The sequence below is a fragment of the Paenibacillus sp. FSL P2-0089 genome (assembly GCF_038595095.1).
In the GTDB taxonomy this organism is placed as follows: Bacteria; Bacillota; Bacilli; order Paenibacillales; family Paenibacillaceae; genus Paenibacillus_AQ; species Paenibacillus_AQ silagei.
In genome coordinates this window covers 4,042,558-4,060,466 of sequence record NZ_CP152006.1, presented here as the reverse complement: position 1 = coordinate 4,060,466, position 17,909 = coordinate 4,042,558, and the positions used below count along the sequence as shown (strand labels likewise).

Sequence of the window (17,909 nt, the reverse complement as noted above, 5' to 3'; positions counted from 1 at the left end):
ATGATCAGGCTGCCGTTCGATGCGGCCCATAGGCATGCACGAATGGAAGGAGGCCTGGAAGCTACGAATGCAACATCTCTAATTACAATTACCGAAGGAAGCATGCGATATGGAAGCCGCCAAGTACTGACCGGAATATCGATGACAGTTCTTCCCGGCACGGCCACGGCTCTGATCGGCCGTAACGGGTCCGGCAAGAGTACGCTGTTATCCATCCTCGCGGGGCTGCTGAAGCTGTCCTCCGGTGATCTTACCTGTGACCGTCGGGCGATAACCACAGGTTATGCACCCGAGGCATTTCCCGGCTTGAAGCTCACCGCCGAGGACTATCTGAGCTGTATGGGCCGGATTGCCGGACTCTCCGAAGCGGCTTCGGCGTCCCGGATCAACGAACTGCTGCAGCTGTTCAGTCTCGAAGCCTCCCGCAGTCACAAGCTGGCAGGCTTCTCCAAGGGAATGCTGCAGAAGGTCAACCTGATCCAGAGCCTGCTCATCCGGCCGCAGCTGCTGCTGCTTGATGAGCCCATGTCGGGACTGGATCTGCCGGCACAAGATACGCTTATCGAAATACTGCTGGAGCTGAAGGCGGAGGGGACGGCACTCGTATTGTCCGTTCATGAACCGCAGATCATCGAAGCTGTCGCGGATACCGTATATGTATTACATGAAGGACAGACTATCCGGACGATTCATGGAGCAGAGAAGCTGAAGAGTGCTCCAGCAGTGAATATCGTCTATACGACACTGACGGGACAAGCCCAGCGGGCTCTGGAAGCCTTGCCTGGAGTCATCCACATGCTGTCGGAGCCGGACTTCGCCGGTACAGCTTGTACAGGGTTGACTGTAGAACAGAAAATGTCAGATACCTGCCTGCTGCAGATTCTTGCTGCGGGCGGTTCCATAGTTTCAGTGAAGCCTCTCGGGGGATTAAGTGACCTGGCCGAGTGGATGGACCCCAAGGATCAGAGCGGGAGTGGACGCGGGTGAAAGGGCTAATCGGTTATTTTTTGCACAGTTATACAGTCTCCCAGCGGTTCTTCGGACCGGTTGCCGGTGTAATTATTGCGGTATTAATTCTCTATTCCTATAAGCCTAATCCGGTCATGAGCAGCTACTCGGCTACGGCAGTCTTTCTATTCATAGCCTGTGCGTGGCTCGGCTTAAGCTTCCTTAACCATGAGCAGGCGGTACAGAAGCAGGTGGTTATCGTTCAGCTCCGCAGTGCCCGCCGCTACAGTATCGGCGGTCTGCTTACAATGGTCTTGCTTACGCTGCTGCTGGATGTAATCATTGTTATGTATCCCGTCTTGACCGGAAGCTTCCATGAACCTGCCGGACTTCAGCGGATCTTGCTTGGTTTGGCCGGACATGCTCTAATGGGGTTATTAGGGATTACACTCTCCTTGTACCTGCAATCCTCGTGGGTACCACGGGCTGGATATGCGGCCGGAATGATGCTGATCCTCCTCATTCTATCTATTAGCGCCGGTAAAGTGGCTGAAGTGGTGCCAGGGCCCGTTGTATCTATTCTCCTGCCCCCGGTATATCCGGTCATGGACAGGATGATGAATGCAGAGACTCTGCCAGTGTCCTCCGTGCTAGGAGCCTATGCCCACGCGTTGGCGTACATACTATTGCTTGCCGGGTTCTACATTTACCGTTCCGGCCGCATGGACTATAACAAAACAAACTGAGCTGTGTCCTTTGAACTTGATGATTTACAATTTGAAAAAAGTGGCGGAGGGGAAATTTGGAACTGTAGGAGCGGTAGCGTCCGCCTTTATGTTTGGATTTCTACTGCGGCTAACAGCTTGAATCGGGAAATCCAAACATAACAGCGGCCGGAAGTCCAAATGTTCACCGCAGCAACGGCCCTTCCAAAATAGAACGAAAAGTTCAATCTACACACAAATCAAATAACCAGATCAAGAACGGGAGGAACGATGAAGGATACACAAATACCGGAGAGTGAACAATCCAAAGAGCTATTTGCTTATTTCGGGCTGGCTGTCTACTATTGCCAGGCGCTGGAGCAGCAATTAACGAATCTGCTGCTGCTGACGAAGCTGTCGCAGGGCAAGACGCCAACTGACGCCGAAATCGCAGAATTGTATCAACGCAAGCTTAGCAATTCACTCGGCCAACTCATCAAAGAAATCCAGCATCACTTCCCCTTCTCTGAGGAAGAGACGAGTCAATTGCAGGCCGTATGGAAGGAACGCAATCATATTGTCCATGATTACTTCAAGGAACGGATTCAAGAGACCTTCACCCCAGCCGGCCGGGCCCATATGATCCGTGAACTGAAACGCTTTAAGAACAAGGCGAGCCGGCTGGAGATTAAGCTTCAGGGCTATTGCACTGAGATGTACAGCAAGCTGGGCCTTGAAGAAGAGCATATCCAATAAGGCACTCGATGAAATATAGCTAACCTTACGAGAAGACTCCCCCTAACGCAGCAAGACTGCGCCAGAGGGAGTTTTCTTTGGTTATACGAGCTGAGCGTAAGAGTGGGTCGGATGTATGCGGAAAACCGAATACAATGCAATGGGGAGGTGGGAGTGCGAGTGTGCCGAATGTATGCGGAAAACCGAACACAATGGGCTGGTGCGGGTGTGAGTGGGCCGAATGTAGGCGAAAAAACAGGCATGACAAGACAGAGGCCTTGTCACCCCCAGGAATGAAAATAAGTGGGTGGCATCCGTCGCAACCATTCTAAATGAGGCTGTAGTCGTCAACACTACATATACAAATCAAAGGGCGGAAACGGTTACTGGGATACACCCCGTGCGAAAAACCGTTCTATTGCGCTTTTCGAGCATCGCCTATTGTAGCCCCCCAAAAGTACGTGTATTAAATTACACTCACTCGAGCGCATGATTTGTAAACTGACGATGGAGGATGGTTGGAATGGATGCTGTACGTATGTGTTGCGCTGGTCTAGACGTGCACCAGGAAACCGTTGTGGCCTGCGTGTTGAAAGGACCGATCGAACAGAAACCACAATGTCACCTGAAAACCTTTGGGACGACAACCCGAGAATTGCTAGGCCTGCAAGATTGGCTGAGTGAACACGGCTGTCGGGAAGTGGTGATGGAGAGTACCGGCGTGTTTTGGAAACCGGTATGGAACATCTTAGAGGGCAGTTGTGATCTGGTCTTGGCCAACGCCCAGCGGGTAAAGAATATGCCGGGTCGAAAAAGTGACATGCAAGATGCGCGCTGGTTAGCGCAATTGCACCGTTGCGGGCTCATTGAAGGCAGTATGGTGCCCGAACAGGACATCCGGGATTTGCGGGATTTGACCCGTTACCGGAGTAAGATGGTGCAGGCGGTGACGGCGGAGAAGAACCGCATCCACAAAATCCTGCAGGATGCCAACATCAAGCTAACCACCTTTATGTCCGATCTATATGGGGTTTCGGGACGGGGCCTGCTCCAGAAGATCATGGACGGCGAGGTCGTCGACGAAATGGCCGTTAAAAACCTGGTCAAAACCCGTTTAAAAAAGAAAGTTCCACAGTTGCTAGACGCGCTCAATGGCAAGTTGCGCCGTCATCATCGGGAGATGATTCGAGACCATTGGGACCACTTGGTTTATTTGGAGAAAAGGATCACGGAACTGGAAGCTCGAATCGAGGCGAAGGCAGAACCCTACCTGGAGGTAATTGAACAAATTGACTCCATCCCAGGAATTGAGCGGACGTCTGCCGTGACCATCTTTGCCGAAGTGGGGCCGCATGTCGCGGAAATGTTCCCGAGTGATGCGCAGTTTGCGTCATGGGCGGGGGTGTGTCCAGGGAACAACGAAAGCGCGGGAAAGCGAAGAAAGTCAAAAACGATGCAAGGGAACAAGCACCTGAAAGGGGCGTTGTGTCAGGCGGCTTGGGCGAACGCTCGCTCCTCGAACCGGATCGGCCAATTCTTTCGACGAATTCGTAAGAGACGAGGCGATAAAAAAGCAAACGTCGCCACCGCACATTTGCTGATTCGAATCCTCCATGCCCTGATGCGGGAGAAAAGGTCATACCAAGAAATAGACGTCTCACTAGGCGATGAGACGTCCAAGAAAAACCGGTTGGATCGGTACGTGCAATATATCCAGCAGTTAGGATATAGCGTGCAACTAAATCCTACCCCATAGTCTTCCCTTTTTCACAAAAAACGAAACGTTTTTTTGGGGCGGTGGGTCTTTTTTTGTCAAAACCCGGTCTGCGGCGCATTTTCCGGTACTTTTATTTTCGTATTAAACCGAATACAATGTGCTGGCGGTGGTGTGAGTGGCCGAATGTATGCGGAAAACCGAACACAATGTATTGGCGGGGGTGTGAGTGGGCCGGATGTATACGGAAAACCGAACACAATGTATTGGCGGGGGTGTGAGTGGGCCGGATGTATACGGAAAACCGAATACAATGTGTTAGCGGGGAGGAGGAATGTGGGCCGAAATGTTGCTGACGGAGATCCTGAGTCGTGAGGGGGAGAAGTGCTCCTGAATTCAGCGGATGTGGGGCAACGCACGCGAATGGAGAGCACTAGTACCCCTGAATTCAGGGGATACGAGCCAAAACCCCAAATGAAGAGCACTAGTGCCCCTGAATTTGTCGGATACGAGCTAAATCCCCAAATGAAGAGCACTAGTACCCCTGAATTCAGGGGATACGAGCCAAAACCCCAAATGAAGAGCACTAGTGCACCTGAATTTGTCGGATACGAGCTAAATCCCCAAAGGAGGGGCATTAATGCCCCCGAATAAACCGGTTGCTCCGAAGTAGGCGGATGAGTATTGTGGGGAGGGGGTCCACCGACACAAGCTGTGTGGCCCCCTAAAGTTCTTACATCCTCTGCCCGCAGGATGATTCAGATGATTGAATTAATTTGTCTTTACAGGAGTGGCAGACAGTGCCTCCTCCAGCTCATGCAGTCCGCAGGAGTGGACGATGTCCGGCGCGAAGCGGATTGCGGAGGCTCCGGTTGAGTGCTGCAGCGAGGAGAAGGCCCTGGTCAGCGCAGGGAGCATGGAGCGTTCAAGCGCCTCTCCGGCCTCCCACCACCAGCGGACGATGGTTAGAACACCTGTCTTCTTGTTCATCACCGGCTCCAGCCGGCCGATGAAGCGGTCGCCGTAGAGGAGGGGGAGGACGTAGTATCCGTATTCCCGTTCAAGCACAGGCTTGTAGACCTCCCAGCGGTATTGAAAGCCGAACAGCTGGAGAATCAGCTCTCTGTCCCACAGCAGATTGTCCAGCGGAGCCAGTGCCGCCGCGAAGGAGGCCGCTCCTCCGGCATGACCGGTCCCACCCTCATTACCAGCCTGCGGCCCTGCTGCGGACTCATCTGCACCCGTAGTATCATCTTCAAGCAATACAGCTTCAAGCTCAGGGATGTCTGCTGTACGGATGTATAGCGGAAGCTTCAGGCCGTCCACCTGTACCTCGCGGAGCAGGTCCTTCTGCAGCAGCCGCTGCACGGACGCTGTCCGTTCCTTGCTCTTCAGGCCAGCGATGCCAAGCCAGCCGTCCCCGGACCGGTTCCATTGCAGGCCGATGCTGCCGATCCGGCGCAGCACATACCAATCGTGATGCTGCTCCAGCGTCTCGTTAGGATCGCTTGCGCTTAGCAGTTCAGGAGGCAGCAGCTTGGCCGTATAATCGTAATAACGGCGGGTGTGCACCCGGTGATGGATGGATAGCTCGCCCCAAAAGTACATGCTCTCCATGGCAGCCCGGGAAAGTCTTGCCGGAGCCCAGGACCAGTCGATCTTCTCCGTACTCTCCAGGTCCAGTGACGAGAGTGGCCCTCGTGCATCCAGCTCCGCACGGACATGGGTAATCATAGCCGCCATGGCCTCGTTATGCTGATGCCTGGCAGCAGATTCCCTGCGTCGCTGGAAATATGGCCAATCCTCTGTACAGTAGATCGACATGTTCTTATCCCAGCCGTCAATCAGCAGTCTGTCCTTATATAGCAGCTCATTGGCCATCTCAGGCACGAAGCCGGGGATTCTCGCCTGAAGCACCAGCTCGTGGTTATGTCCGGCTATGCTGAGCGGATCATACTGAATACAGCCTACATGCCGGACGAAGTCATAGATGCTCTGCTTGCCGCCGGGCAATCCGTCCGGGACGAGCCGCTGATGGCGCAGCAGGAACAGCCGGGCTTGCCGCTTGCTAAGACTGTAGGTTATCATCATCTTCACCCCATCCATAATATGTATTGCTCCATTATACAGAACAAACGTTCTGATATCAAGTGAAAGACACCCCCTGATGCCTTCCAGCGTCAGGGAGTGTTCTTATTGTAATGTATGATAGGTATATGCGGTTGCCCGTCATTAGGCTAAGTTGCTGTCCTCAAGCAACTGAACTAGATCTGCTCCAGCGATGGCCGGAGTACAGCGGAAGAAGCATGGTCCCTGGATAGAGGAGCTGCCTCGCCTGAGCCGTTCCCGGTTCCCGCACCCAATTGAAGCTGATACATGCGGAAGTACCTGCCGCCCTGTGCCATCAGCTCATCATGGTTGCCGCGTTCAACAATCTGGCCCCGGTGCAGCACCAGAATCTGGTCCGCACTACGGATGGTTGACAGCCGGTGGGCGATGATGAAGGTGGTCCGGCCTTTTTTCAGCACCTCCAGCGCCTGCTGGATGATGCTCTCAGTCTCGGTATCGATGTTGGACGTTGCTTCATCCAGAATCAGGATCGCCGGATCGAAGGATAAGGCTCTGGCGAAGGAGATCAGCTGCCGCTGTCCGGCGGACAGGGTGCTGCCCTTCTCAATGACCGGTTCATCGAAGCCTTGCGGCAGATGAGCCAGCAGTTTATCGGCCCCTACCTCACGCAAGGCGCGTTCGACACGCTCTCTAGAGATCCGCTCGTCACCCAGACTGACATTGGAGGCAATGGTTCCGGTGAAGAGGTACGGGTCCTGAAGCACGATGCCCATATGACTGCGCAGCCATTGCTTCGGCAGATCCTTGACCTTTTGCCCGTCGATCGTTATGCTTCCCTGCTGCGGATCATAGAAGCGGAACAGCAGGTTGATGATGGAGCTTTTGCCGGAGCCGGTATGGCCCACAAGGGCGACGGTCTCGCCCGGGCGCGCCTCGAAGGAGATATCGCGCAGGACGAAGTCCTTTTTATAAGCAAAGGAGACATCCTTGAACACGACATTTCCCTTGTAACGCGGCATCGATCCGTCAGTGACGGGTTCTCCGGGCTCATCCATCAGCGTGAACACGCGGCCTGCAGAGACCATCGAGCTGTCCAGATTCGCCAGCTGGTTGACCATCCCCGTAATCGGCTGGAACATCCGGCCCAGTACATCGACGAAGGCATACAGGACGCCAAGCGATACGAAGGTCGACCCGTCCAGGCTGCCGAAGCCGAAGTACCACAGCACCAGCACGAAGGAGAGGCTGCGCAGCGAGTTCACCAGGTTGTGGGAGGTGAAGGCGTTCAGGTTGAGCATTTTGTTCTGATATTTCAGATAGTCGTCATTGAGCTGCTCGAATTCAGCGCTACTCTGCTTCTGGCGGCGAAAAATCCGGATGATCGACATTCCCTGAATCGATTCGTTGATAATGGCATTAATCTCACTGAGCCGCGAGCGGATGATCGTGTTGTATTTGGTAGCGATTTTGCGGTACAGCACGATCCAGAGAATAATAATCGGCACGATGAACAAGCTGACCAGTCCCAGCTTCACATCGAGCAGGAAGAGGGCCACATAGACACCGGTGATATTGATGATTCCTGTAGCGAAGTTGGATAACACGGCAATGAAGAGATCCTTGACTGCTTCCGTATCGTTGGTAACCCGGGACACTACCTTACCGGCAGGCAGATTATCGAAGAAATAGACCGGCAGGCGCTGGATATGGGCATAGACATCGGTCCGCAGCTTGCGGATGACCTGATTGGCAGACGATTGCAGCCAGTAGGTTTTGCCGAACTCAGCAATAATGGAGATGACAAGGAACATGGCGTATAGAGCGACTAACTGATAGATTCCAGGAAGCTCCGGCTTGTAAAAGGAAAACAGATCACCCGCCGACAGCTTGACAGCCGGATAGGCCGTCGTCTGCTCGCCGTATTTGATCTGGAGCTTCCCGTCTGCGAAGCTGCGCTCGCCTTCGGCCTTCGGTACCGCTTCATTGATGAAGTAGAAGCTTCTGCCCGCCTGAAGCAGGCGGACCTCCTGGCCCTTGGCTTCACCTGCGGCAAAACGGTCACCGCGTTTGTAATAAGTGTTGTTATATTCCGCAGCATCTTCCGGCGAGGCTGTCTGGAAGTAGGGCTTCTCAATCGCAAGCAGATGATTGTCAATCATGCTCTTGGCGATAAAAGGCCCTGCCAGCTCAGCCGCTACTCCGATGGTCAGGAGCAGAAGGGCGGCGATAAAGGTCTTTTTGGCGGTCAGTGCATATTGCAGCAGACGTTTGCCTGTACTCTGTGTCAACGGTGACACCTCCTGTATGGGGTTATTCATTCGTCAGATTATTCTCGACCTGCTGGCGGTCGAACTGCTCACGGTACCAGCCGTTCAGCTCCAGCAGCTCCTGGTGTGTACCTTGTTCTGTAATATGCCCGTCTTCGAGGACAACGATCAGATCGGCATGCTCAATCGCCGAGAGGCGATGGGTGGAGATGAGCGTGGTTTTGCCGCTGCGCTCCTCGCGGATGTTCTCGATGATCTTCGCTTCTGTCCGCGCGTCAACGGCAGACAGGGCATCATCCAGAATCAAAATATCGGGATTCGAGATGAAGGCGCGCGATATGGAAACACGCTGCTTCTGTCCCCCGGAGAGGGAGACGCCGCGTTCGCCAACCATTGTATCCAGCCCGTCGGATAAGGTACCAAGGTCATTCTGGAAGGCGGCGGCGGTAATTGCCTGCATGATCCGTTCATCGCTGGCCCCGGAGTATCCGAACTGGATATTCTCGCGCACCGATTTGGAGAAGAGGATCTGCTCCTGCGGCACATAGCCCATCCAGCTGTGAAGCTGGTCGAGGGCGATCTGGGTGATCGGCACACCGGAGATCAGAATCTCGCCTGTGCCCGCCGGGTATTCATGCAGCAGCTGCTTCAGCAGCGTCGATTTGCCGCTGCCGGTCCGTCCGACCACGCCAAGCGTCTGGCCTTGGGAGAGGGATAAGCTGACTCCGCTGAGATTATCGATGGTAGAGGTCGGATACCGGAAGGTCACATTCTTCAGCTCGATGGTGGTCGGCTGGTCAACCGGAACCGGATCAGCCACATCCTTGACATCAGGCTTGGCATTCAGCGTCTCGTCGATCCGCTCCAGTGAAGCGCCGCCGCGCTGCATGATATTAATCAGCTCGCCGATCGCGAACATCGGCCACACGATCATCCCGAGGTACATGTTGAACGACACCAGATCGCCCAGCGTAATCTGATTGCGGAATACGAGATAGATTCCGTAGGTCAGGGCGATGATATAGCTGAGACCCACGAACAAGCGGATCGTCGGCTCGAAGAAGGCATCGACCCGGGCAACCGCCATATTTTTGCGGTACACATCCTCTGTAATGTCAGAGAAGCGCTTCTCATCGTGCCGCTCCTGCACGTAAGCGCGGATGACGCGAATACCCGATACGGATTCCAGTACCTGGTCATTCATGTCGCCAAAGGCATCCTGCGCCAGACTGTAGCGGTCGTGGATCGCTTTGCCGTAGAACACCATGGCTACCGCAATCATCGGAAGCGGGATGACCGCGGCCAGTGTCAGCTTCCAGCTGACCAGGAACCCCATGGCGAACAGGACGACCGTGAGATATACGGTGGAGTCGACAAGAGTGAGCATCCCGAAGCCTACGGTTGCGGAGACGGCGCGTATATCGTTGGTGGCGCGGGCCATCAGATCGCCGGTGCGGTTACGCTCGAAGAAGGCGGGGGTCATCGTCATGAGATGATTCATGAACCGCGAGCGCAGCAGGCGCTCCACCAGATTAGATCCCCCGAACAGCTTGTGCATCCATATGTAGGTGATCCAGTAAATGATCAGCAGCATAAGTACGATCAGGCCAATGTATTTCATCAGTGAACCTGCAGTGATGGCGCCGGTGACGATTTCGTCAATGGCGTTGCCCAGCAGGCGTGGAGGCAGGAGTTCTAACACACCTACCACAATAAGAAGGATGAGGCCAATAGTATAGCGCCTTTTTTCCCGGCGGAAGAACCAGCCGAGATTTCGGAGTACGGAGAACAAGGTGAATCCCTTCCTTTCGTGCTTGAAGTAATTTCGAAGTTAGCTTGTTTAACGGAACATTTACGGACATTTCGCAGCGGATCATAACCTCATAGCACACGAAAAAGCGTACCATCCGAAAACGGATGATACGCCTCTAATTGCGGTTATCATGTCCACGGTGCTATAAGCAGCACAGAGACATGTGAGAGATAAGTTAAGCCTGTTCTCATACGTTACGCGTAATACGCATGAACCTCAGGAATTCTCCACTGCTCGGGCTGCTTCGGTATTCAGTTGGGTATAGTTTTCTACAATAGTGGCGAGGTATACCATATCCATATTCAACACCGAGATCACCCTTTCTTCATTTTGGTAATTACTTGAAGACGTTTCGTTATGTTCCGAGTTTATCATCACACTTTAAGAATTGTCAAATTTAAATTTTGTGGTGGAGACGGCACCTTGCCGTAATACCGCTTCGATTTGGTGAATTGAAGTTTTTTGGGTATGATTGGGGTAGAGGGGAGGAGTGGAGAGATGAACATATTAATTAGTCCGGAAGCAGCCGCCTGGTTCAAAAGAGAACTGAGCCTCCAGGAGGGCGCATATATCCGTTTGTTCCCCCGGTACAGCTCAGGCGGAGGCCTGCATCCCGGCTTCTCGCTGGGCATTGCTACCGAGCAGCCGGGACGTCCTGCTGTGCAGTTCGGGGAGGGCGGCTTGACCTTCTACATGGAAGAGCAGGATCTGTGGTATATGGAGGGGTATAATCTGTCGATTGTCTATTCGCAAGCAGAGGATGACATCGAATATAAGTATGAGCCTGTGCCGGTAGCATAAGGGGAGAGCTGGAGCAATTGGCAGATCCCGGCACTGCCGGGGATGCGGAACAAGCCCTTGCCGTCAGGCAGGGGCTTGTTCCAAAATATAAGAATTTATAGGTTTCACACCATAACTTATCCTACTATTTCTCGCTGAAACGGTACCGTCCTATAAAAGGACGGTCAGGCCGTGTCCACTTGTACACACCAGGCCAACGAAGCTGCCCGCCGCTCAGGTGGCGCGATCAGTGCGAGCTGCGGAAGGTCTCTTCCTCCATGGCGAATTCGAAATCATCAATGTCATATACCTGGACGGGAACTCCGCCTTCGATGATGCGCTGGATCAGCTCGAACTGGTCGGTCAGAATCGGCACCTTCTCACGCTGGGACGCCAGCAGCAGCTCTGTCTCAATCGGATCGAACGCTTCGCCGTAGGAGGCATTGTCGATGCTGTTGATGATGGTAATCTGCGCGTGTCCGCCAAGGAGGATGCCGGAGCTTTTGGCCCAGGGGATATTCAGGCAGCGGTTGATCTTCTTGGCATTGAGCGGCTCCTCGAAATAGTTGATCAGCTCGCGGATTCTGAGTCTGACATGCTTGTCATCATCCGCCTGGCTCATCACCGGCTCATCGCTGTCCCGCAGCTCGTAAAGCTCCATAATTGTGGTATAAGGGACTATATATTCTACAGGGCTCCGCGGGATGAGAAGCTGGCCGTAAATCGCCATCATGACGGCTTCCGTCACAAATTGTCTGGGCATCATTATCCTCCTGAATTTCGGTACTGCAACCGTAACTGTTTAAAAATAATAAAACACTGCAGCGCGCAAATGTCAACTGCACCCTGATGAAGAATGAATTGGAAAGGACCTGACACGCTGTGAAACCTTGGAAATCTTATTATACCTTTGTTCGGCCGTATATGAAATGGATTGTGCTCACTCTGATCATCGGGATGGTCAAATTCAGCATTCCGCTGACGCTGCCGATGATTCTCAAATATGTAGTCGATGAGCTGCTGGGTAATCCGGCATTGACGATAGCGGAGCGGGTCTCGAAGCTGATGACGGTAATCGGCGGGGGCCTGATTCTGTTCGTGATTGTCCGCGGGCCGGTGGAGTATTACCGCCAGTATTTCGCCCAGCTGATTACGAGCAAGGTCCTCTTCGATATGCGCAATAAGCTCTACGGGCATCTGCAACGGCTGTCGCTGCGTTATTACCAGAATACGAAGGTGGGCGAGGCCATCTCCCGGTTCATTAACGATGTGGAGCAGTCGAAGAACCTGGTTGAGGTCGGAATGATGAATGTCTGGCTGGATATGTTCACCCTGCTCTTCGCGCTGGGCTTCATGCTCTATCTGAATCCGGTGCTGACGCTGGTGGCGATTGCCATTTTGCCGCTATATGGGATTGCCGTCAATACGCTGTACAAGCGTCTCAAGGTGCTGACCAAAGACCGGTCTCAGGCACTTGCCGTCATTCAGGGCTATCTGCATGAACGGATTCAGGGGATTGCGGTCATCCGCAGCTTTACGATGGAGCGGGTGGACCAGCGGCAATTCGAGGAGATCAACAGCAAGTTCCTGCAAAAAGCGCTGGCGCAGACGCGTTGGAATGCCTTCACCTTCGCGATTATCAACACCCTGACCGATATTGCTCCGCTGCTTGTCATCGGATACGGGGGATACCAGGTCATCCAGGGCAATCTGACGCTCGGGACCTTCGTGGCCTTCTTCGGCTATCTGGACCGGATGTATGCGCCGCTGCGCCGCCTGATCAACTCCTCGACCGTGCTGACCCAGGCTTCGGCATCGCTTGAACGTGTGCTGGAGCTGCTGAATGAGCCGTATGATATTGTCGATGCTCCAGGCGCGAAGCCGCTGCTGAAGGCAGCCGGAAAGATCGAATTCAGCAACGTGTGGTTCAAGTATAGCGACGAGCACGAGTGGGTGCTGCGGGACATTAACCTGAGCATTGCTCCGGGCCAGACGGTGGCTTTTGTCGGAATGAGCGGAGGCGGCAAATCCTCGCTGATTAGCCTGATCCCGCGCTTTTACGATATCAGCGAAGGCAGCCTTCGCATGGACGGCCACGATATCCGCGGGCTGACCCAGGAGAGTCTGCGGCAGACGGTGGGCATGGTGCTGCAGGATAATTTCCTGTTCAGCGGCTCGGTACGCGACAATATCCGGTTCGGGAACCCGGAAGCGGGGGAAGAGGAGGTGATGAGGGCGGCGGTGTCTGCGAATGCCCACGACTTCATCATGCAACTGCCGGAAGGTTATGATACCGAAGTGGGGGAACGGGGTGTGAAGCTGTCCGGCGGACAGAAGCAGCGCGTGGCGATTGCACGGGTATTCCTGAAGGACCCCAAGGTGCTGATTCTGGACGAAGCGACCTCCGCGCTGGATCTGGAGTCTGAGCATCTCATCCAGCAGGCGCTGCAGTCCCTAGCATCTGAGCGGACGACGCTGATTGTGGCCCACAGGCTGTCCACGATTACCCATGCCGACCAGATTATCGTGCTGGAGAACGGGGAGATCACCGAACGCGGCACCCATGAAGAGCTGATGGGACTTGCGGGGAGCTACGCCCGGCTATTCAACGTTCAGCGGCTGGATGCATAACGCGGATATACTATTCTTAGTCCAATAAAAGAGGCTGCAAGTCCACCCGCATAGGTGGGCTTGCAGCCTGTTTCGTCTTGCCTTGGTCTTGCGGTGGATACCGGCTTACATCCGGCCAATCAGCAGCGACAGGATGCCGGCGGCAATCAGCGGTCCCACGGGAACGCCTTTGAACAGAGCCACTCCAAGGACGGTTCCGATGAGAAGCCCGGCGACGATGGTCGGCTGGCTGCCCATGAGCATGGCTCCGCGTCCGCCCAGATAAGCGACCAGGACGCCAACTCCGATGGCGGCCAGGGATTTCCAGTGCAGGAACGACTGTCCGACGGTCTGGAGGGAGATCTTTCCGCTGGCCAGCGGCGTCATGACCCCGATGGTCAGGATGATAATGCCGACGGTCAGCCCGTATTTCTCCAGCCAGGGAAAAGCCTGCTGAAGTCCCAGCACACGGATCAGCAGCAGCACGACCATGGCGATGGTTATCGGTGAGTTACTGCTGATGACACCGAGCGCTGCCAGACCCAGCAGCAATAACGAGGTTATATCCATAGCTTGGATACACTCCTTCTCTTAAGTAAGCCTTGTACTCACAATATGATCGGCAATCAGCTTGCCGTGCCCACGCCCGCTCTCGATGAATACCTCGTTGGCATTCCGTCCGGAAGCGATAACCCCGGCGACATAGATGCCCGGTATATTACTCTCCATGGTAGCGGGGTTAAAGGCTGGTTTATCCATAGAGTCATCCATCTGCACCCCGGCAGAGGTGAGCAGGGCTCTGCTGGGACGGAAGCCGGTCATCGCCAGTACGAAGTCATTATCCAGCTCGGTAGGTTCCCCGTTCACAGAGGAGGTTACCAAGACAGAGGCCGGGGTGATCTCCGTGACGCGCGATTCCAGATGCAGCGTAATGCTACCCTTTTGCACCATGCTCTCGAAGATCGGACGCACCCAGGGCTTGATATTGTCCGAGATACTGCTTCCCCTGTAGACCATATCCACCTTGGCGCCTACCCGCAGCAGCTCCAGCGCAGCATCCACCGCTGAATTACTGCCCCCGATTACAGCCACCTTCATGCCGGAATAGGGATGTGCCTCGCCAAAATAATGCGTGACCTTCGGCAGCTCCTCCCCGGGAATCCCGATCAGATTAGGCTGGTCGAAGTAACCGGTAGAGATGACTACGTTCGCAGCGCAGCGCTGCTGCTCCTCACCGCGCTTGTTGACCGTATGTACAACGAAGCTGCCATCCTCCTGCGGCAGAACGGACAGCGCTTCTTCATAAGCGGCAATCTCAAGCTGATGCTGCGCGGCCGCACGGCGGTAGTAGACCAGCGCCTCATGGCGGTAGGGCTTGTCATTCGGAGAGGTGAAGGGCACATCTCCAATCTCAAGCAGCGGGGTGGTGCTGAAGAACTGCATGTTGGTCGGATACAGGTAGATGGAATGGACAATGAAGTTCTTTTCCACAATCAGGCTGGAGAGCCCTTGGCGCTGGCATTCGATGGCTGCAGACAGTCCGCAGGGACCGGCGCCGATAATAATAACGTCTAGCATAATATCTATGTCCTCCTAAGGTAGTATTCTATTCAGTAAATGGTACCTTATATTTTTGTTTTTTGCCATGGCCGGCGAATTCCGCAAATTGGGGATTGATCAGATGTCAAGATGGGTATATAATTAGATATATATCTAAAGTATGAAATGGCAGTTCCCCCAGACTGCCTGACGAATATCCGTAGGAGCGTGATCCCGCTTGCAGTTAGACAAAATTGTCGCCTATCACAAAGCTTTATCCGATCCCACCCGGCTGCGCATTCTTCTGCTCCTGTCCCGGGGCGAGGTTCACGGTCACGCCTTAGCCGAGAAGCTGAATCTGTCACAGCCTACGGTGACCCATCATGCAGCCAAGCTGCGTGAAGCGGCACTGATCCTGGAGCGCAGAGACAAGAACACTGTATATTTCAAGCTGAATCCCGAGTTTATCCAGGCAGGCTCTGAGGCCTCGCTGAAATTTATTTTTGCAAAGGGGGTGGAGGAGATGGAGGAAGAGTCGCCTGAACACAGTCTGAAGGAGTCGGTGCTCCGTAATTTTTTTGCCAAAGACGGTCGCCTGCGCCAGATTCCCGCACAATACAAGAAGAAATTAATCGCGCTGCAATATATGGTTGAGAAGCTTAAGCCGGGTGTGGTCTATTCGGAGAAAGAGATCAACGAGTTCATTAAGCCGTTTCACGATGATTATGCCACAATCCGCCGCGAGTTCATTATGCACCAGTTCATGTACCGGGAGAATGATAAGTACGAGCTTAACCCGCCGGAGTTATGGACTCACTGGGAAAATGTCAAATAATGATCTAATAAATGGGGATTTTTTATGACAAGTGCGAAACTGCTGATTAAATGTTCAAATAACGAATAAAATGGAATTGTAAGCGTTATCTGACATAACTTCGAAAGGAGACCTTCAGTATGATATTCAAACGTGCCAAGAAAAACTTGCAACCCGTTCATCCGACCGTTACCTTGCCGCAGATCAAGCAGGCTGTAAGGCAATTTGAAGAAGATATGCCCGCTCCCATTAACCGTACCGCTCTGATCCAGGAAGATAAGAGTATTGACCTGAACCGGCTCAAACGATATTTAGGCGGAGTCCCGCAGCAGAAATTCTATATGTCCAGCGAGACCTTTGAGATTTTTGAAGAATCTGACAAGCTGGTGCCGTACTACCTCGACATGGTTCAATCGGCGGTAGACAATTATATCAGTGACACCGGCAAGCTGCCGCTGCTCGAAGACGCCTGGCTCCCTGAGGTTCATTACCGGCTGTTGTCCACCGAGCGTTATCTGAAGGAGACACCGCCGTTCCCGCTCTACATTACCGACGAGGAAATGATGCTTACGCACCGGGCAGAGCATTTTGAACATCTTGAATCCTGAAAGCTCTGCGTACCTGATTCCCCTATACAGGCCATTCTGACGAAGGAGAGGTTATCCTTCCGGGCGGAATGGTCTTTATTTTGCTCCCCGGAGCGTAGTACAATAAGCATCTGGTGTTTTGACTGCAGAAATGGAAGACAGAAGGGGAGCGTATACATGAGAGAGGTACAAGCGTTGCTGTTTGATCTGGATAACACCCTGATGGACCGTGATCAGACCTTCCGCAGCTTCAGTACGAAGTTTGTTCAGGATTTTCTGGGACATCTTAGCGAAGAGCAGGCCGCGGAGGTTGTAGAGGATATGATTATCAGGGATGCTGACGGATACCGGGATAAGGATGGGTTCTTCGCGGAGCTTAGCGAGGTTCTTCCTTGGGAGAAGGCATTGACCACTGCGGACATACGGGCCTATTATGACGAGACCTATATCCGTCACGGGGCGATGATGAAGCATGCGCTGGAGACACTGGAGTATTGCCGGGACCGGGGATATCCGTTGGGACTGGTCACGAACGGCGGCACAGATATTCAATATGGCAAAATCGATCTGCTCGGACTCCGCGGCTACTTCCGCACGATCGTCATTTCGGGTGAAGCCGGGATCAGCAAGCCTGATCCAGAGATCTACCGGTTAGCCCTGGAACGTCTGGGTTCCACGGCAGAACAGACTGTATTCATCGGCGATCATCCGGTGAATGATATCTGGGGGGCGGCGCAGAGCGGGATGGATACGATCTGGCTGAAGCGCAACCACCCTTGGGATGAATCACTGAACGTGAAGCCTCTCGCTGTCATTCAGGAGCTGGAGGAGCTCCGGGATATTATTTAAGCAAGTTAGGCCCACTGTTGACAAACGGTATACGGGCCGTATATTATTACAGCATATTATTTCGGAAGGAGACGATGTCAAATGGCAGTTTATACTAGCGGTTCAGGATTGGTTGCTACTGTTGTGGATACGTGTCTTCCGGGAAATGCGGCTGTGGAGTAATAATTGATACCCAGCTTCGCAGGTAAGCTCTATGATGCCTTCTAGAGCCGCCGGGAACCGTATCGGTTCCGGCGGCTTTTTTGCGTGTGCAGGTCTGCTGCATCACGCCCGGATAGTGGATTCTGCTCTTCTTCTCGCGCAGAGGAGCAGACTCACTATCCTGGAATGACTCTGCCCGCAGCGGACGGTTTTTGCTGTACAACAGCAAAAGCCGGACCGCGGCCGAGTCTGCCTCTGCCGCCGGAACCTTTGGGTTCCGGCGGTTTTTTGTGTGCGCATGTGGAGCCAATGCTGCCCGGAGATACATGGATGATGTG

General features: G+C 53.7%; 15 protein-coding genes. 9 read left to right on the top strand and 6 right to left on the bottom strand.

The window, feature by feature from the left end; translation table 11 throughout:
* The 4 genes from NST69_RS16825 to NST69_RS16810 all read left to right on the top strand — a co-directional run bounded on the left by NST69_RS16825 (window position 1) and on the right by NST69_RS16810 (window position 4,143).
* On the top strand, window positions 1–987 hold the full coding sequence (locus NST69_RS16825; RefSeq protein WP_342546369.1) for an ABC transporter ATP-binding protein: 987 nt from the start codon (window positions 1–3) through the stop codon (window positions 985–987).
* Window positions 984–1,694 (top strand): hypothetical protein, encoded by a 711-nt coding sequence (locus NST69_RS16820; protein WP_342546364.1) that lies wholly within the window; start codon window positions 984–986, stop codon window positions 1,692–1,694. The genes NST69_RS16825 and NST69_RS16820 overlap by 4 nt, the downstream gene beginning before the upstream one ends.
* 249 nt (window positions 1,695–1,943) lie before the next feature.
* Window positions 1,944–2,408, top strand: a complete 465-nt coding sequence (locus NST69_RS16815) for a hypothetical protein (RefSeq protein WP_036724577.1) — start codon at window positions 1,944–1,946, stop codon at window positions 2,406–2,408.
* Window positions 2,409–2,910: 502 nt separating this feature from the next.
* Window positions 2,911–4,143 carry an IS110 family transposase gene (locus NST69_RS16810; protein WP_342546363.1) on the top strand — a complete coding sequence of 411 codons (1,233 nt, stop codon included), beginning with the start codon at window positions 2,911–2,913 and terminating at the stop codon, window positions 4,141–4,143.
* Between the two features lie 729 nt (window positions 4,144–4,872).
* Here NST69_RS16810 and NST69_RS16805 read toward each other — a convergent pair.
* From NST69_RS16805 to NST69_RS16795, 3 genes are all read right to left on the bottom strand, one after another.
* On the bottom strand, window positions 4,873–6,207 hold the full coding sequence (locus tag NST69_RS16805; protein WP_342546361.1) for a winged helix DNA-binding domain-containing protein: 1,335 nt from the start codon (window positions 6,205–6,207) through the stop codon (window positions 4,873–4,875).
* A 158-nt stretch (window positions 6,208–6,365) separates the two neighbouring features.
* The gene (locus tag NST69_RS16800) at window positions 6,366–8,459 is read right to left on the bottom strand and encodes an ABC transporter ATP-binding protein (RefSeq protein WP_342546359.1); all 2,094 of its coding nucleotides are present in this window, start codon (window positions 8,457–8,459) and stop codon (window positions 6,366–6,368) included.
* Window positions 8,460–8,481: 22 nt separating this feature from the next.
* The gene (locus tag NST69_RS16795) at window positions 8,482–10,230 is read right to left on the bottom strand and encodes an ABC transporter transmembrane domain-containing protein (RefSeq protein WP_342546358.1); all 1,749 of its coding nucleotides are present in this window, start codon (window positions 10,228–10,230) and stop codon (window positions 8,482–8,484) included.
* 519 nt (window positions 10,231–10,749) lie between these two features.
* Between NST69_RS16795 and NST69_RS16790 the strand changes: the two genes are divergently transcribed.
* A complete protein-coding gene (locus NST69_RS16790; protein ID WP_342546357.1) occupies window positions 10,750–11,052 on the top strand; it encodes a hypothetical protein in 303 nt (100 codons plus the stop codon).
* 226 nt (window positions 11,053–11,278) lie between these two features.
* On the opposite strand, the gene NST69_RS16785 is transcribed toward NST69_RS16790, so the two are convergent.
* Window positions 11,279–11,794 (bottom strand): hypothetical protein, encoded by a 516-nt coding sequence (locus NST69_RS16785; protein WP_036724586.1) that lies wholly within the window; start codon window positions 11,792–11,794, stop codon window positions 11,279–11,281.
* A 119-nt stretch (window positions 11,795–11,913) separates the two neighbouring features.
* On the opposite strand from NST69_RS16785, the gene NST69_RS16780 reads away from it, so the two are divergent.
* Window positions 11,914–13,662 carry an ABC transporter ATP-binding protein gene (locus tag NST69_RS16780; protein ID WP_342546354.1) on the top strand — a complete coding sequence of 583 codons (1,749 nt, stop codon included), beginning with the start codon at window positions 11,914–11,916 and terminating at the stop codon, window positions 13,660–13,662.
* 105 nt (window positions 13,663–13,767) lie between these two features.
* Here NST69_RS16780 and NST69_RS16775 read toward each other — a convergent pair whose 3' ends face one another.
* Together NST69_RS16775 and NST69_RS16770 are read right to left on the bottom strand one after the other, a co-directional pair.
* On the bottom strand, window positions 13,768–14,211 hold the full coding sequence (locus NST69_RS16775; protein ID WP_036724588.1) for a DUF441 domain-containing protein: 444 nt from the start codon (window positions 14,209–14,211) through the stop codon (window positions 13,768–13,770).
* Window positions 14,212–14,232: 21 nt separating this feature from the next.
* Window positions 14,233–15,219: a YpdA family putative bacillithiol disulfide reductase gene (locus NST69_RS16770; protein ID WP_339310029.1), complete on the bottom strand. Its 987-nt coding sequence runs from the start codon at window positions 15,217–15,219 to the stop codon at window positions 14,233–14,235.
* Between the two features lie 199 nt (window positions 15,220–15,418).
* Here NST69_RS16770 and NST69_RS16765 point away from each other — a divergent pair, with 199 nt between their 5' ends.
* The 3 genes from NST69_RS16765 (at window position 15,419) to NST69_RS16755 (ending at window position 17,430) form a co-directional block, all read left to right on the top strand.
* On the top strand, window positions 15,419–16,015 hold the full coding sequence (locus NST69_RS16765; protein ID WP_342546351.1) for a metalloregulator ArsR/SmtB family transcription factor: 597 nt from the start codon (window positions 15,419–15,421) through the stop codon (window positions 16,013–16,015).
* Between the two features lie 119 nt (window positions 16,016–16,134).
* On the top strand, window positions 16,135–16,602 hold the full coding sequence (locus tag NST69_RS16760; RefSeq protein ID WP_036724592.1) for a DUF3939 domain-containing protein: 468 nt from the start codon (window positions 16,135–16,137) through the stop codon (window positions 16,600–16,602).
* A gap of 156 nt (window positions 16,603–16,758) precedes the next feature.
* The gene (locus NST69_RS16755) at window positions 16,759–17,430 is read left to right on the top strand and encodes an HAD family hydrolase (RefSeq protein ID WP_342546347.1); all 672 of its coding nucleotides are present in this window, start codon (window positions 16,759–16,761) and stop codon (window positions 17,428–17,430) included.
* Window positions 17,431–17,909 lie beyond the last annotated feature (479 nt).

Coding starts and splice junctions, on each gene's coding strand:
- NST69_RS16825 (WP_342546369.1), top strand. CDS start 1: ATGATCAGGCTGCCGTTCGATGCGGCCCATAGGCATGCACGAATGGAA.
- NST69_RS16760 (WP_036724592.1), top strand. CDS start 16,135: ATGATATTCAAACGTGCCAAGAAAAACTTGCAACCCGTTCATCCGACC.
- NST69_RS16815 (WP_036724577.1), top strand. CDS start 1,944: ATGAAGGATACACAAATACCGGAGAGTGAACAATCCAAAGAGCTATTT.
- NST69_RS16785 (WP_036724586.1), bottom strand. CDS start 11,794: ATGCCCAGACAATTTGTGACGGAAGCCGTCATGATGGCGATTTACGGC.
- NST69_RS16805 (WP_342546361.1), bottom strand. CDS start 6,207: ATGGATGGGGTGAAGATGATGATAACCTACAGTCTTAGCAAGCGGCAA.
- NST69_RS16755 (WP_342546347.1), top strand. CDS start 16,759: ATGAGAGAGGTACAAGCGTTGCTGTTTGATCTGGATAACACCCTGATG.
- NST69_RS16775 (WP_036724588.1), bottom strand. CDS start 14,211: ATGGATATAACCTCGTTATTGCTGCTGGGTCTGGCAGCGCTCGGTGTC.
- NST69_RS16770 (WP_339310029.1), bottom strand. CDS start 15,219: ATGCTAGACGTTATTATTATCGGCGCCGGTCCCTGCGGACTGTCTGCA.
- NST69_RS16790 (WP_342546357.1), top strand. CDS start 10,750: ATGAACATATTAATTAGTCCGGAAGCAGCCGCCTGGTTCAAAAGAGAA.
- NST69_RS16810 (WP_342546363.1), top strand. CDS start 2,911: ATGGATGCTGTACGTATGTGTTGCGCTGGTCTAGACGTGCACCAGGAA.